Annotated in this window: 13 protein-coding genes and 1 pseudogene; 4 read left to right on the top strand and 10 right to left on the bottom strand. The window is 67.7% G+C overall.

Features of this window, described 5'->3' with window-relative positions; translation table 11 throughout:
* Positions 1–167 precede the first annotated feature (167 nt).
* Both AC07EJ_RS44970 and AC07EJ_RS44975 read left to right on the top strand, forming a co-directional pair.
* The gene (locus AC07EJ_RS44970; protein WP_478886443.1) at positions 168–998 is read left to right on the top strand and encodes a FadR/GntR family transcriptional regulator; all 831 of its coding nucleotides are present in this window, start codon (positions 168–170) and stop codon (positions 996–998) included.
* Positions 980–2023 carry an enolase C-terminal domain-like protein gene (locus tag AC07EJ_RS44975; protein WP_389490240.1) on the top strand — a complete coding sequence of 348 codons (1044 nt, stop codon included), beginning with the start codon at positions 980–982 and terminating at the stop codon, positions 2021–2023. Before AC07EJ_RS44970 ends, AC07EJ_RS44975 begins: the two co-directional genes overlap by 19 nt.
* A gap of 10 nt (positions 2024–2033) precedes the next feature.
* Here AC07EJ_RS44975 and AC07EJ_RS44980 read toward each other — a convergent pair.
* The 6 genes and pseudogenes from AC07EJ_RS44980 to AC07EJ_RS45005 all read right to left on the bottom strand — a co-directional run bounded on the left by AC07EJ_RS44980 (position 2034) and on the right by AC07EJ_RS45005 (position 7281).
* Positions 2034–2511, bottom strand: a pseudogene (locus tag AC07EJ_RS44980) (amidohydrolase family protein).
* Between the two features lie 3 nt (positions 2512–2514).
* Entirely contained in the window at positions 2515–2688 is a 174-nt protein-coding gene (locus tag AC07EJ_RS44985; protein WP_478886444.1) for a hypothetical protein, read from the bottom strand.
* A 169-nt stretch (positions 2689–2857) separates the two neighbouring features.
* Entirely contained in the window at positions 2858–3715 is an 858-nt protein-coding gene (locus AC07EJ_RS44990; protein WP_478886450.1) for a carbohydrate ABC transporter permease, read from the bottom strand.
* A gap of 32 nt (positions 3716–3747) precedes the next feature.
* Positions 3748–4746 carry a carbohydrate ABC transporter permease gene (locus tag AC07EJ_RS44995; protein ID WP_478886445.1) on the bottom strand — a complete coding sequence of 333 codons (999 nt, stop codon included), beginning with the start codon at positions 4744–4746 and terminating at the stop codon, positions 3748–3750.
* On the bottom strand, positions 4746–6044 hold the full coding sequence (locus tag AC07EJ_RS45000) for an ABC transporter substrate-binding protein (protein WP_393588591.1): 1299 nt from the start codon (positions 6042–6044) through the stop codon (positions 4746–4748). Before AC07EJ_RS45000 ends, AC07EJ_RS44995 begins: the two co-directional genes overlap by 1 nt.
* 448 nt (positions 6045–6492) lie before the next feature.
* Positions 6493–7281: a FadR/GntR family transcriptional regulator gene (locus AC07EJ_RS45005; RefSeq protein WP_478886446.1), complete on the bottom strand. Its 789-nt coding sequence runs from the start codon at positions 7279–7281 to the stop codon at positions 6493–6495.
* Positions 7282–7772: 491 nt separating this feature from the next.
* On the opposite strand from AC07EJ_RS45005, the gene AC07EJ_RS45010 reads away from it, so the two are divergent.
* Positions 7773–10097, top strand: a complete 2325-nt coding sequence (locus AC07EJ_RS45010; RefSeq protein ID WP_478886447.1) for an Ig domain-containing protein — start codon at positions 7773–7775, stop codon at positions 10095–10097.
* A gap of 262 nt (positions 10098–10359) precedes the next feature.
* Here AC07EJ_RS45010 and AC07EJ_RS45015 read toward each other — a convergent pair whose 3' ends face one another.
* From AC07EJ_RS45015 to AC07EJ_RS45025, 3 genes are all read right to left on the bottom strand, one after another.
* A complete protein-coding gene (locus AC07EJ_RS45015; RefSeq protein ID WP_478886448.1) occupies positions 10360–10821 on the bottom strand; it encodes a DUF2269 family protein in 462 nt (153 codons plus the stop codon).
* Positions 10822–10823: 2 nt separating this feature from the next.
* Complete coding sequence (locus AC07EJ_RS45020) at positions 10824–11144, bottom strand: hypothetical protein (protein WP_478886449.1); 321 nt, start codon at positions 11142–11144, stop codon at positions 10824–10826.
* A gap of 65 nt (positions 11145–11209) precedes the next feature.
* The gene (locus tag AC07EJ_RS45025) at positions 11210–11899 is read right to left on the bottom strand and encodes a DJ-1/PfpI family protein (protein WP_389490256.1); all 690 of its coding nucleotides are present in this window, start codon (positions 11897–11899) and stop codon (positions 11210–11212) included.
* 210 nt (positions 11900–12109) lie between these two features.
* Between AC07EJ_RS45025 and AC07EJ_RS45030 the strand changes: the two genes are divergently transcribed.
* A complete protein-coding gene (locus AC07EJ_RS45030) occupies positions 12110–13048 on the top strand; it encodes a GlxA family transcriptional regulator (RefSeq protein ID WP_389490259.1) in 939 nt (312 codons plus the stop codon).
* A gap of 70 nt (positions 13049–13118) precedes the next feature.
* Here the strand turns inward: AC07EJ_RS45030 and AC07EJ_RS45035 are convergent, their stop codons facing one another.
* Complete coding sequence (locus tag AC07EJ_RS45035; protein WP_389490262.1) at positions 13119–13928, bottom strand: hypothetical protein; 810 nt, start codon at positions 13926–13928, stop codon at positions 13119–13121.
* Positions 13929–14555 lie beyond the last annotated feature (627 nt).

The raw sequence follows: 14555 nt of genomic DNA on the forward strand, positions 1-14555 counted from the left end.
CTGGCGTCAAGAGTTTGATTGTGATTCACTGACCCCGGATTGGCTCATGTATCCGAAACATGCGACGGATGGGGTGCCTCTGGTGCCGCTCGGCGACCCCACGCCCGACTCGGACCGCCGTGACATGGATCGACGTAGAAGTGGATCGACGTGAAAGGGGAGCGCTGTTGACCCGCGCAGTCCGCAGCACCGCGCCCGCGCCGCAACCCTCGGGCGACGGGCCCGGTTACCGTCCCGGCTACGAGGTCGCGGCCGAACGCATCCTTGAGCATCTCGTCCTGGCCGGCCTGGAGCCCGGTGCCCGGCTGCCCACCGAGCGGGACCTGGCCGACCAGGTGGGAATGAGCCGGACCGTGGTCCGCGAGGCGGTGAAGATCCTCTCCGCGCTGGGCCGGCTGTCCGTGCACAAGGGCCGCGGCATCTACGTCGCCCAGCCCGACCAGTCCTCCTGGCAGCACTCCCTCACCCACTTCCTGCCCGCCGACCTGCACCAGGTGGACGAACTCTTCGAATTTCGGCGCCACTTGGAAACCACCACCGCCCGCCTGGCCGCCCAACGCGCCACCCCCGCCCAGGTCAAAGCCGTCCGCGCGGCCGCCTACCAATCCGCCCGGGCCGCCCAGCAAGACGACACCGACGCCTTCAGCCACGCCGACGACACCTTCCACACCGCCATCGCCACCGCCGCCAACAACTCCTTCTTCGCCGCCACCATCGACACCCTGCGTCGCCTGCAACGCCAGGTCACCGCCATAGGGCTGGCCGGCCTCGCGGGCGGCTCCCTGCGCGACGCCGCCGCCCAGCACGAAGTCATCGCCCACGCCATCGCCTCCGGCGAACCCGGGCACGCAGACACCCTCATGGCCCACCACATCGACCGGACCACGCACCAATTCCAACGGCACATCCGACACCGCATCACCCCCACCATCTCCACCCCCACACCTGAACCCCACACCACCACCCGTGAAGGACATTCATGCGAATCACCGACGTGACTGTGGAACTGGTCGATCTGCCCGCTCAGCCGCCCTTCCGGTGGCGGGCAGGGTTGCCCGGTTCGGAGCCGGCGGTCGTGGGCGGGATCCTGCGGGTCCACACGGACGAAGGCCTGGTGGGCGAGGCGCACACGAGGCGTGGGCTGATCGTCGCCGATCTGGTGAACCGCCGTATACGTGAGGACCTGCTCGGCCGCGATCCGCTGATGCGCGAGCTGCTGTGGCATCGCCTGTGGGAGCTGGACCGCATAGAGGAGCTCCCCATCTACGCGCTCGGGCTGGTCGACGTAGCGCTGTGGGACCTGGCCGGCCTCGCGGCCGGGCAGCCGGTCCACCGGCTCCTCGGCCCCTACCGCGAGGCCATCCCCGCCTACGCGAGCACGGTCACCTTCGGCAGCGTCGAGGAGTACCTCGATGTGGCCGACCAGTGTCTGGAGCTCGGCTACTCCGCCATCAAGCTGCACGCGTGGGGAGACTCGCGAGCCGACGCGGACCTGTGCCAGAAGCTGCGGGCCCACGTCGGTGAGGACGTCCCGCTCATGTACGACGGTTCGGCCGGGTTCGACCTCGCGGACTCGGTGTACCTCGGCCGCGCACTGTCCGAGGCGGACTACCTGTGGTACGAGGAGCCGATGCGCGAGTTCAGCGTGACCGCACACCGGTGGCTGGCCGAACAGGTCGACATTCCGCTGCTGGTCGCGGAGACCTCCGACGGCGCGCATTTCAACACCGGCGACTTCATCATGGCGGGCGCGGCGAGCCGGGTCCGCACCAGCGCGCAGTTCAAAGGCGGGATCACCGGAGCCCTGCGCATCGCACACCTGGCCGAGAGCTACAACCTGCGGGCCGAGGTGCACGGCAGCGGAGTGGTCAACGCACACCTGTGCATGGCGATCCCCAACACCACCTACTACGAGTCCCTCGTTTACACCAACCCCGTACAGCGCGAGCCGGCGGTCGGTGCCGACGGGCTGGTGCGGGCGCCGACGGCCCCCGGTATCGGCTTCGACCAACCGGGCTGGTGACGACCTCTCCTCAAACCAACAGGACAGCTCCGGCGGGTCCTTGACGATGTCTCGGCGTCCAACGCCTCAGTGCCTCACCGTAGACCCGTGCGGCCGTGCCTGCGAACACCGCCGTCCGCTCGTGCTCCGAAGGGTCCGTCATGAGCTCTCGGCAGGTGGCAACCACCTGTTCGTACCCGGCCGTCAGGGTGCACACCGGCCAGTCCGAGCCGAGCATCAGCCGCTCCGGGCCGAAGGCCTCCAGCGCGACTGACGAACGGCCGCAGGTCGGCGGGGCTCCAGGTGTGCCGGTCGGCCTCGGTGACGAGCCCGGAAGGTTTGGCCACGGTGTGGGGGAGCCGGGCCAGGGTGGCCAGACCCGCGGCCCAGGTGTCCGGTCGGCGCGGGCGGATCGGGAGCTTGCCCAAGTGGTCCAGTAGGAAGGTGAGTTCGGGCCGCTGCCTCGCCACGGCGACTGCCGAGGGCAGCTGTTCAGGGCGCAGGACCAGGTCTTAGGCGAGGCCGGTGGACGTGACGGCGGCCGGCCCGCGGCCCACGTCGGGACGTAGCAGCCAGTCCGCCTCGTCCTCGTCGCTGACTGCGTGGAACAGGTTCCCCAGGGCGGCTGCACCCAGTGACAGTGCGTCGACGGCGGTGGCGGTGTGCACGGGTGCTGTGGGGTGCACGGGGTGAGGAATGCCTCTCGCTGAAGGGGCGCGTACGGACGTGAAAGGACGTGAAAGGAGGTGAAAGGACGTGAAGGGGCGCGAGCGTCCGAAGTCCGTGACATGTGACGGGGGGCGGGGCTTGCGTCGGTCCCCGCCCCCTGTCACATGCCCAGCCGTACCGCCGATCTCAGCCCTTCGTCGCTCCTCCTGTGAGTCCCTTGACGAACTGCTTCTGGAAGGCCAGGTAGAAGACGAGGATGGGCAGTGTCGCCAGGAACATGAAGGCGAAGACCGAGCCGAAGTCCGCCTGGTGTTCGCCGATGGCCCGGTAGATACCGACGGTCACCGTGGTGCCTGCCGCCGGGCCCAGGACGATCAGGGGGTTGAGGAAGTCGTTCCAGATCCAGACGCCGAGGAAGATCACCACGCTGGCCGACGCCGGCCGCATCAGCGGGAAGACCACCTGCCAGAAGGCGCGGAACGCTCCGGCGCCGTCGATCGCCGCGGCCTCTTCGAGCTCTCGGGGGATCGTCTTGGCGAAACCCGCGAAGACGAACACCCCGAACGGCATGTAGTAGCCGGCGTACGCCAGGACCAGCCCGGGCACGCTGCTCATCAGCCCCAGCGTGCGCAGGACTTCGGTGATCGGGGTGAGGATCACCGCGGGCGGCACCATGAGACCGCAGAGCAGGACGACCATGACGACCTTGGACAGGACGCCGGTCGACCGCGCCAGGTAGTGGCCGAGCATGGCGGAGATCGCGGTGATGACGAGTATGGAGATCGCGGTGACCTCCGTGCTGTTGACCAGCCCGTACCAGAAGAGGTGGTCCGGGCGCGACAGCACGCTCTGGATGTTGTCCAGGGTCGGTGGGACCGGGATGCCGACCGGGTTCGACACGATCGCCGAACCGTCCTTGAACACGTTGACCAGCACGAGGTAGATCGGCAGGAAGAACAGCAGACCGGCGAGGAGTGCGACGACCGGGCGTATCCACGCCCTTGTTCCACCCCTGTTCACGCTCGGGTTCAGGTCCGGGTTCATCTTCGTGTTCGTGTTCGTGTTCGTGTTCGTGCTCATGCGGACACCTCGCGTTTCTGCAGCCACCCGAGCGCGATCACGGAGACGGTCGCGACCAGGATCAGCATCGCCACGGCCATCGCGGAGGCGTAGCCGACGTGGTTGCCGTTGAACGCGGTCTGGACCACCTGGAAGGCGAGGGTGGATGTGGTGCCGGGGCCGGGGCCGCCGTTGGTGAGCACCTGGATCTGGTCGTAGGCCTTGAATCCGCCGATCAGTGACATGACCGTGTTGATGGTGACGGCGGGTGCCAGCATCGGCCAGGTGACCTGGCGGAACCGCATAACCGGTCCGCAGCCGTCGATGGCCGCCGCTTCGTGCAACTCCTGGGGGATTCCCTGGAGTCCGGCCAGGTAGATCACGACGCAGAAGCCGAGCCCTTGCCAGGCGATGACCCAGGAGACCGTGTAGAGGGCGAGGCTCGGGTCGGAGAGCCAGCCCGGCGGATGACTCACCCCCATCTGTCGCAGCATGGAGTTGAGCAGGCCGTCGTCGACGAGGATCGACTGCCAGATGACGCTGACCACCACGGCGCTCAGCACGACCGGCACGAAGAACACGCTGCGCAGAGCGTTGTACAGCCAGCCGCGCCGGTCGAGCAGCAGGGCGATCGCCAGGCCGCCGGCATTGGTCACCAGCGTCACGATCACAGTGATGACGACGGTGTTCTGCAGTGCTTTGAGGAAATCGTCGTCGGAGAACAGGCTCGTGAGGTTGGACAGGCCCACCCACTGGGTCGGCGGGTTGAAGGGGTTCTTGTTGGTGAGGCTGTAGCCGACGGTCATGCCGATCGGCACCAGGACGAGGGCCAGGTAGGCCAGCAGTCCGGGAGCCGCGAAGACGGCGAAGCGGCCCGGTCCGCCGTTCGGGCGGAAGCGCCGGGACGGTCGCGACGGCCGCCGCGCGGGGGCGTCCTGTGGTCGGGCCGCTGCCGCGTCCTTCGCCGCGGGCGCGGCAGCGGAACCCTCCGGTCGGGTCAGGGTACGTATGCGCATTATCGCGTGGCCTTGTCCCACTGCTCGTCCATGTAGGCACCGAACTGACGGTCGGTCATGCGTCCGCCGATGAGCTTCTGGACGCCGGCCGCGGCTTTGTCGGCCAGGCCGGGCGGCAGGGAACCGTCACCGGTTTCCTGGGAGAAGGAGTTGACGATCCCGTCGTCCTTCTGGGCCTGCCGATACGCCGCCAAGGTCTTCTTGTAGACGGGGCCCATGGTGCCGGGCGGGCTGTAACCCTTGATGTCGATGATGAGTCCGTCGGCCTTGACGGCGGCGTCCAGGTTCTTCTGGTCCTCCATGAAGGCCTTGGCCCACTTCTTGGCCAGGGGCACATCGGACGACTTGGAGCTCACCGTCATCCCGCCGCCGAGGACGCCCGGGAGTGCCGGGGCCCCCTGGTCCGTGGGCCACGCGAAGACGCCCGTGTCGAAGTCCGGCTTCTTCGTGTCGGCCGAGGCGGAGAACCAGCTGCCCATCGGATACATCGCGCCCTTACCGTCACGGAAGGCCTGTTCGGTGTCCGCGTAGGAGCGGGAAAGGCCGGCGCGGTCGATGTATCCCTTGTCCGCGAGGTCGGCGACCTTCCGGGCGGCGGCCACGAACGCCGGGTCGGTGAACTTGACCTTGCCCTTGGCGCGTTGGGACAGCCAGTCCGGCGTCTTCTTGTAGACGTCGGTGGCCACCGTGCAGATCAGCGGGAACATGTCGGCCCAGGAGTCCTTGCCGCCACCGCCGACCACGAAGGGGTTGATGCCCTTCTTCTTCAACTCGGCGCTGTCGTCGAGCAGTTCACGGTACGTGCGGGGTGGTGTGTCGATGCCGGCCGCCGCGAAGTCCTTCTTGTTGTAGTAGACCAGCGTCGTCTGGGCGGAGTAGGGCAGTTGGTAGACCTTGCCGCCGTACGTGTTGGCGTGGGGGTTCTTGTACGTTGCCAGTTCCTTGTCCGTCCACGGAGCCAGCTTGCCGGCCTCGGCGAATCCGGCGGGGTTCAGGCCGATCATGACGTCCGGGAACTGGCCCGTGCTGTCGAGCTGCTTCGCGTACCCGGTGCGGTCGGCGCTGGGCGATACGAGCTTCTTGATCGTCACCCCGGGCACCTTCGCCGAGGCGCGGGCGATCGCGGTGTCCCAGTATTTCGCGTCCAGGTTGGGCGTTTCGAAGGTGAGGAAGGTCAAGGTGACCTTGTCGCCGTTGCCCTTGGATGCACTCGTACCGGAACTGCCGGCCGTGCACCCGGCCAGGAGGAGAGCACCTGCGAGGGCGGCGGTTCTCGTGAGTATCGGATTGCGCGTCATGTCCAACTTCCCCTACCCGTCGTTGTCCGGGGGCGGTACCGAGTCGCTGTCTTGTTCGTACCGAGACGAGAGAGGGAATCCCACTGCCGACCGTCCACCGAATCCGTCACATGGTTCAGACTCTTCCCAGAGTCCTGCTGCTCTCGGGGGCGATCGCTTCCCCTCAGCGTTCGCCCCTCAGGGCACCTTGGGTATGGAAGTCTGCACGCGACGGCATGTCAAGAGATGAGACGGAGTTATAGCCTCAATCAAGACGGCAATAGATCCGATACATGTGCTGAGGGTTTCGCCGGGCCGGGCCTCTACGGATTCGCTTCGCGAGAACGAGACGCATCGGTGGCGCGGTTCACGACCGCGGCGCGCTGTGCCCCCGCCGCCCGGCCGTTTCCGGCGTGGGCGGCGGGGCGGGGGCCGGCGGGGCACTACTGATCCAGGCTGTCGCCCTCGGTCACGCCCCGTCCGGGCCGGCGGGAGCGGCGGGAGCGGCGAAGATGCGGTTGCGGATCTCGCGTTGGACCTGGAGTTCCGTCGTGTCTATGTGGCGGGCCATGAGGGCGGCGGCCTGCTCCCGCTCGCCGGCCCCGATCGCTTCCAGGATCGCAAGGTGCTGCTCGGCGGCCCCGGCCAGCGATCCCGGTGCGGAGTCGGCCAGGGCCACGATGGTGACCTGTCGCTGCAGCCGCTGGATCGCGTCGACCAGGCTGGAGAGGAACGCGTTCCCCGCCGCCGCACCGATCGCCTGATGGAACTCCGCATCGGCCCGGCCGAACGAGTCGTGGTCGTCGCGTTCGGCGGCCTCCGCCGAACGCTGCGCTGCCTCGCGGATCGCCCTGAGCTGGACCGGTGTGGCCCGCGTGGCCGCGAGCCCGCTGGTCTCGGTCTCGGTGAAGCGCCGGAACTCGAACAGTTCACCGACGCGGCTGGGGTCGGTCGGCAGGAACCGGGAGAACGTGTCGGACCACAGGTCGTTCTTGGGATGCGCCACGAAAATGCCGCGTCCCTTCTCCACCGAGAGCCTCCCGAGGGCCGAGAGGATCTTGACGCCCTCTCGCACCACCGTCCTGCTCATGTCTACTTCGGCCGCCAGATCCTTCTCCGTCGGCAGCCGGTCGCCGGGCCCCATCCCCTGCCGGGCGACGTACTCCAGGATGCGCTCCGCCGCGACCTCGTAGCCGGGGCGGTAGGGAGCCGCCTCCGTCTCCGATGTCGCGGACGCGGGCCGGGAAGATCCAGTCATGTTGCTCCATGTATCCGATGCATGCAGGTCACGAAATACCAAGTGCTGGGCCCCAAGATACCTCCGTGGCCGCCCGTTCAGGGGTGCTCGGACTGCCCTGCGGAGCACCCGTGTCATCGGGAATAGATCCGAACTAAGCCTTGACGGCCCCTTCCGTGCCGTGCACGCTAGACCGCACTTGTGCTGCGGTAGTTACACAGGAGAAGCAAGCGCACTTCCCTGCACGGGCAGGCCTATGGGCTCTCCGGCTCACGGCCGTCGGCCGATCCCGCTCCCCGGAACAGCGCGAACCATCTCCGCTGAAGAATACGAACCATCCAGGTGACCTCGTTCGTCGCTCGACGTTTGCCGGCCTTGCGCCCCTCTGCGCTTTTCACGGGCAGTTGATCAGCGATCCCGCGCCTCATCGAGAGTCACTTCACCTAGGAGGACATGTGGACAGGCGTCGCTTTCTGGTTGCCAGCGGCTTGAGTTCGGCCACGGCCGTGGCCATGGCCGCCGGACCCGCGCATGCCGCGCGAACGGCCAGGACCAAGACGTCCCCGTCGCTGCGGATAGGGGCGGGCTTCCTGTCGGTGGGCATCAGCGGCTCCGGGTACGTGGACAGCCTGGTGGACCTGCGCAACGGCACCGACCACCTGGCGAAGGGCACCCCCGTGCCGCTGGTCAGCGTGGTGGCCGACGGCAAGCACGTGGTTCCTGCGAAGGTGCGGGTCGTGTCGCGCGACCGGTCGCACAACCGGCAGGTCCTGGAGTTCGCCGGCGAGAGCGTGACGATCCAGGTGGAGGCCGTCAGGTTCCCCACGCATTCCACACTCGAAGTCGTCGGCCTGACGGCAGCCTCGGGTGTGGATGTGCAGACGCTGCTGTGGGGTCCGCTGCCGACGACGCTCGACGACACCATCGGCGAGACGGTCGGTGTGGTCGCCGACTCCGATTTCGTCGTGGGGGTCCGGCCGCTGAACGACAAGACAGTGGGCGGGTGGCCGAACGAGCATCTGGCGTACGGGTTCGGTCCCGATCTCGTCTGGAATCCGTACGGGCTCCAGACAGGCGCAAAGGACGAGTGGCTGGCGAGCAACGTCGCCGCGAAGACCACGTGGGGCAGCGTCCTGCGCGCCACCACCTACGACTACAGCAAGGTACGGGTCCGGCAGCGCACCAACGGTTACGAGATCCCGCTCGGCCCGCTGCCCGCGCCGGAGGGCCGGATCGTCGGGTCGAAGATCGCCCTGTTCGGCAGTGCGCCGGATCTCGCCCTGACCGTGCTCAGCCGGATCGCCAAGGAGCACGACCAGGCGTACCCCACCCTGGACGGCCAGTGGCAGAAGGTGGCCCAGCGCACCTCACAGACACATTTCTGGGTCCACGACCTCGACACGGGCAACGTCACCGCGGCCGCCAAGCTCGCCGCGCAGGCCGGGGTGCGGAACATCTACGCGATCTCCGGCAACGGGCCGTGGGTGTCGCACGGGCACTACCAGTTCAACGGCTCCTTCGGCGGATCGGACGCGGCGGCCGCCCAGTTGGTGGTGGCGGCGGCGAAGGAGGGCATCGAGGTCGGGGTGCACACCCTGTCCACGTTCATCGACGCCGACGACCCGTACGTGAAGGCGCCGGCCGATCCACGGCTCGCGTTGGGCGGCTCCGCCCGGCTCACCCGCCCGCTGGCCAGGTCGGACACCACGCTGTACGTGGATGCCAGCGGCCTGCTGGCTTCCGGCGTCGACGGTCAACGGCTGCGCATCGGCGACGAGTTCATCACCTACGGTTCCGTCACCAAGGTCAGCAACACCGAGTGGCAGGTCGACGGCCTGAGCCGGGCACAGTGGTCCTCGGCCGCCAAGGACTACCCGGCCGGCACCACCGTCGCCCGGCTCATCCAGAACGGCTACGGCGGAGCGCTGGCCAGTCTGCCGATCACCGACGAGATCGCGACCCGGCTGGCCACCGCCTACAACACCAGCGGCGTCCACGCCACGTCCTACGACGGCCTTGAAGGCACCGGCTACAACGGCTGGGGCGGCTACGGCTTCGCACGGCTCGTCAACGGCGTCCACCGGCAGGTCACCACCAAGAACTTCATCACCGAGTGCAGCAACCTCGCGTCGAACACCTGGGACGCCCAGTCCAGGGCGAGCTGGGGTGAGATCGGCCCCACGAGCTACGCCCAGATCATCCGCAGCAACATCTTCTACCGGGCGAACTACCTGCCCGGGATGATGGGCCAGCAGGGGCTCTCGGGCGGCGACAGCCTGCAAAAGATCGAGGACACCCTGGCGCACGCGGCCTCCCTCGACGCCGGTGTCAACTTCGAGACCAGCGTGAGCAGCCTCCAGTCCGGTCAGAACGCCCCCACGCTGCTCGCCGCCATCCGGATGTGGGAGTCCGCGCGCGCGGCCGGCGCGTTCACTGCCGAGCAGAAGAAGCAACTGGGTGTGGCGAGCAGGCACTGGCACCTGACCGAGGTCACGCCGGACGCCGAGTGGACGCTGCAGGAGATGGACACGTCCGGTCAGCCGATCGGCGACCCGCAGTCGATCAAGGCCCCGACGCCGGGCTTCGCCACGGCGGAGCCGACGGACGCCCGGGTCGGAAAGCTGTACGCCTTCAAGGTGACCTCGACGACGCCGCGGACCATCCGCTACGAGGTCACCGACGGCCGCCTCCCGCACGGCCTGACCCTCAACCAGGACACCGGTGGCATCACCGGAATTCCTGCCTTCCCCGGCACCAGCAAATTCACCATCACCGCCAGGAACGGCGGGAGCATCGGCGACGCGAAGATCACCTACAAGGTGACGACCAGGCCGTGATCGCGGCCGCTGCGCCCCGGTCGTGGCCGGGGTGCGGCGCAGTCGGCACCCGCTCCCCTTCGCGTCACCCGCACGAACCTCCAGGAACGAATCCATCGAGAACGCTTGGCGTTTCACATGACAGTGCGTCCAAGACAGCTGCTGTGCCTTCTCGCGTCAATGGTCTCCCTGCTCGCCCTCGGCGCTCCCGCCACACCGGCGAGCGCTGACCCCGTCCCGGTCAACGCAAAACCCGCAGTGGTGCCCGCCCTTCAGCGCACGGTCATGCTCCTGTGGTGGAGCCGGGACGGATGATCATCAGGACGGTGACCGTTGCCCACAGCATGTTGAAGACACCGGTGAGCATGGCGAGGCGGCCGGCGGATCGGGAGCCGGGGCCGGGCGTCTGCGCGACAGCGAGAGCATTTTCCTGGGTGGGAAGGATCAGCAGCGCCAGAACGGCGGCGGCCGCGGTGGTCAGCAGGATCGAGGCGATCAGCCAACCGCTGCCGAGGACGCCGAGGCTGCTGGCGGTGGCGAACCCGAAGACGGGAACCGCGATGCCGACGGCCGCGTAGACGCGGCAGATTCGGTGCAGCATCCGCAGGGTCAGGACCGCCTTGTGGTCACCCGGGTCGGCGTCGATGCGTCGCAGTGCTCTGGGGAACATGCTCGCGGTGACGGTGACCGGTCCGATGGCCAGCACGGCGGCCAGGACGTGCAGGGAGAGGAGGAGTTTCGTCACGGTCAGTGTTCCGTCGCCGCTCGGACGGGACGGCGTCGGCCGGTGACCTTCGACGCCGGAAGGCGTCCGGCCTTGGAGGTGCCGGTCAAGGTGTCGCCACTGATCGTCACGGTGAAGGCCAGGTTCAGGCGCAGGGGCTTGGTGACGGTCTGCTTCCAGGTGAGCCGGTCGCCGGCGAGGGCGATATCGCTGAGTGGGACTTTCTCTCCCGTTCCGTGGGCGACCCCGGTCAGGGCACCGTCCTGGCGCCGTAGTTCGACGACGGCGTTGATCTTGCCGATGGGGGTGGAGACGAACAGGTCCCAAGTGCCTTCAACGGACATGCTGTTGTTGCTTCCTCACGGTGCGATGTGAGCAGAGGTGTTGTGAGTGGAGGTGTGGTGTGTGGTCAGAGGCCGGCGGGCGCCGGGCCGTGATGGCGCCAGACGGTGCCGCGGCGTTCATGAGCGAACAACTCCTCGACGGCGTGGGCGATCTGGGGTCCCACCTCGCGCTCCAGCAGGTACAGGCCCAGGTCGAGGCCGGAGGTGACACCGGCGCCGGTGACGAGGTCGCCGTCATCGACGACGCGGGCGCTCACCGCGTGGACGCCGGTGGCATCGAGCATGTCCAGGCCCAAGTGGTGGGTGGTCGCATGACGGCCCTCCAGCAGGCCGGCCATGGCCAGGACGAGCGAGCCGCCGCACACCGCGCCGACCATCACCTCCGGATTGTCCATCGCCGCCTTCAGCAGCGCAGGCAGCTCGGTGGTCAGGGTGCGGCCCAGTAGCACGGGGATGAATTCGTCCTGCTGCCACTCCCCGGCCCCCGCGTCATGGTCAGGGACTTCGCCGGGTTCTCCCACGCGGCCCGAGGCGCCGGGGACCAGAATCAGGCCCGCGCGTGTGGGGTCGAGGGCGGCCGTGGCGCGCAGCACCAGGCCCCCGGTGCCGCTGACCACCTCGCGCGGTCCTTCGGCGGAAACCAGCTCCACGCTCACCGCACCGCCGGAGGCGGTGCCGCCCGCGTACAGCACTTCATAGGGGCCGATGGCATCGAGCGGATCGAAGCCATCGAACAGGACAATCTGGGCGTGCATGACGGGTTCCTTCGGAGTGCGACAGGCCCGGTCTGCACCGGGCTCGATCCCGACGCTAATCGGCTGCCGATTCCTGTCCCAGTGGCATTAGTGACACCTTTCAACGGAATAACGCCATCGCCCTTGAAGAGGCCCCTGACCTGGGCAAGGAAGGGATATCAGGATGCTCACGCCAAGGCTGAGCACCGGGAGGAGCGGTATCTTCTGGCCATGCACACTGTCGCTGTCCTGGCACTGGACCGGGTGATCCCGTTCGACCTGTCCACCCCGATCGAGGTCTTCACCCGCACCCGTCTCCCGGACGGCCGTCCCGGCTACCAGATCCGTGTGTGCGCGGAGAAGCCGGAGATCGATGCGGGTGCCTTCACCCTGCGCGCGCCGTGGGGTCTGGAGGGGCTCAAGGGCGCGGACACGATCATCGTGCCTGGCACCGACGCCCCCGCGGACCCGATCGCCCCCGCCGTTCGCGACGCGTTGCGAGCGGCGGCCGAGGACGGAACGCGCATCGCCTCCATCTGCTCGGGCACCTTCCCACTGGCCGCGACCGGGCTCCTGGACGGCCTTCACGCCACTACCCACTGGATCGCGGCCGACCTCCTCGCCACCGCCTACCCGGACATCAAGGTCGACCCGGATGTCCTGTACGTCGACAACGGCCAGATCCTCACCTCCGCCGGCGCTGCCGCCGGCCTGGACCTGTGCCTGCACATGATCCGCAAGGACTACGGCTCGGCTGTCGCCGCCGACGCCGCCCGGCTGTCCGTCATGCCCCTGGAACGAGAGGGCGGACAAGCACAGTTCATCGTCCGTGACTGCGCACCCACCCCCCAGGGCTCCGTCCTCGAACCCCTGCTCATCTGGCTGCAGGACAACCTGGGCGCCGACCTCACGCTCGCCGACATCGCAGCCCACGCCGGAACCAGCACCCGAACCCTGATCCGCCGCTTCCGGGAACAGACCGGCACCACGCCGCTCCAGTGGCTCCACCGCGCCCGCATCCGTCAGGCCCAGCACCTCCTCGAGACCACACGACACTCCGTCGAACGCATCGGCACCCAGGTCGGCTTCGGCTCACCCACCGCCTTCCGCGACCGCTTCAAGCGCACCACCGGAGTAAGTCCGCACACTTACCGGCGCACGTTCAGCTGATTGAGGACCGTGCAGGGCAGTGTGGTTCAGACGTTGTGTGAGCCGCTGTAAGGTCGCGCAGCTGGTCCGGTTACTTCCAGACGACGAAGTAGTCCCTGGTGGGGAAGGTGAGTTGGAACACCATCCCGTACCCGCGGCGCAGATCGGCCACGCTGGTGGAGGTCGGCTCGTGCAGACACCGCCGCATCGGTGGATCATGGGGTGCGCAGGGGCGCGGCTCTTCGATCAGTTCACGCTTGTCTCTGGTGTGCACCTGGTCCCAGTTGAGCGTGATCGTGCCTGCGCTGAACAGCTCTTTAGGTTCGCCGGTACCCGGCCCTTGCGGGTCGCCCGTCTTCCCCCGGTAGTAGTCGACGACTGTGCGCGCGTACTGGAAGTCGTGGCCGAAAGGGATGGGGGATCCGGTACGGTCCCCTGCGGTGAGGACACCGTCGACAGTGTCGGCCACACGACGGGGGTCCGCGCCGAAGTAGGCAGTGACGTACATCGTGCAGCGGATCTTGTACCGGTCGTCCCCCGTTTGAAAGAACCACTCTTCCGCTTGCCCGCCGGCACATGTGTCCTCCAGGACGACGAGACCGAGCGTGAGTGGGGTCTTGGTGTCCCAGGCGGCGATGGTGTCCCGGCTCTCGGACTCGGCTGCCTGCCGTGCCTTTACTGCTTCTGGGCTGTCAGCGAGTCTGTGCACGGTCTTCTCGCTGGTCGCGCGCCCGCACGCTGCAAGGTCAAGCACCAGGATGACGCTGAGAGGCAAGAAGAGGGCGCGGCGTATACGGGATCCCTGCTGTTGGCGTAGAGGTAGGGAGCCGGGCCAGGCCGCGACGGCAGAGGCCAGAAGAACAGCCGGGACGAGCATCACGATCCACGATGTGGTGGTCATGGCGGCCATCATTTTCCAGGTGCATGGACCGCTGCTATCCGTACAGATACTCAAAGAGCCTGGGGCGCGGCGCGTGGAGCGCTTCTGGCGCTGCGGCGGCGCGGCTCCAGGCGGCCTCATAGCTCATCCGGCACGAGCCCCGGCGACGACGTATCCGCACGAACCGAACGCCCAAGTCCCACCCCGGACATGGCCATCAGCGTCGCTTCACCTCAACAGGCGGGAGGCTTTGCTGTGGGGTCTGTGACCTGCTCGTATTCGTGGACACTGCCTCGATCAACGCCAAAGGGGCATCGGAGACATCACTGCGACAAGGGCGCCGGACTCACGGGACGTGCAACGGCCAACCATGGCCGCAGTTGCTTCCAGCTGGCTTCTGGGCCGGGCTGAACGCGTGACGTGGGTAACGCGGAGGGGGGTCGGGTCTGTGAAGCACCCCATAGGGGCCAGATCACATACTAGAGGCGCTAGTAGCTAGTGGGGCCGCTCAGGGGTGTACAGAAGGCTCCCTATTCGGCCATTTCGGACATTCCTCCGTAGTGGGGTAGTACGTCACATCCTTGCGTCCCCTGTCGGGCATCGCTAACTATGGCTGTCGTCCCGGAGAGCGGGTCGGAGCACGAGCGA

It is taken from the genome of Streptomyces sp. NPDC045026 (genome assembly GCF_056432625.1).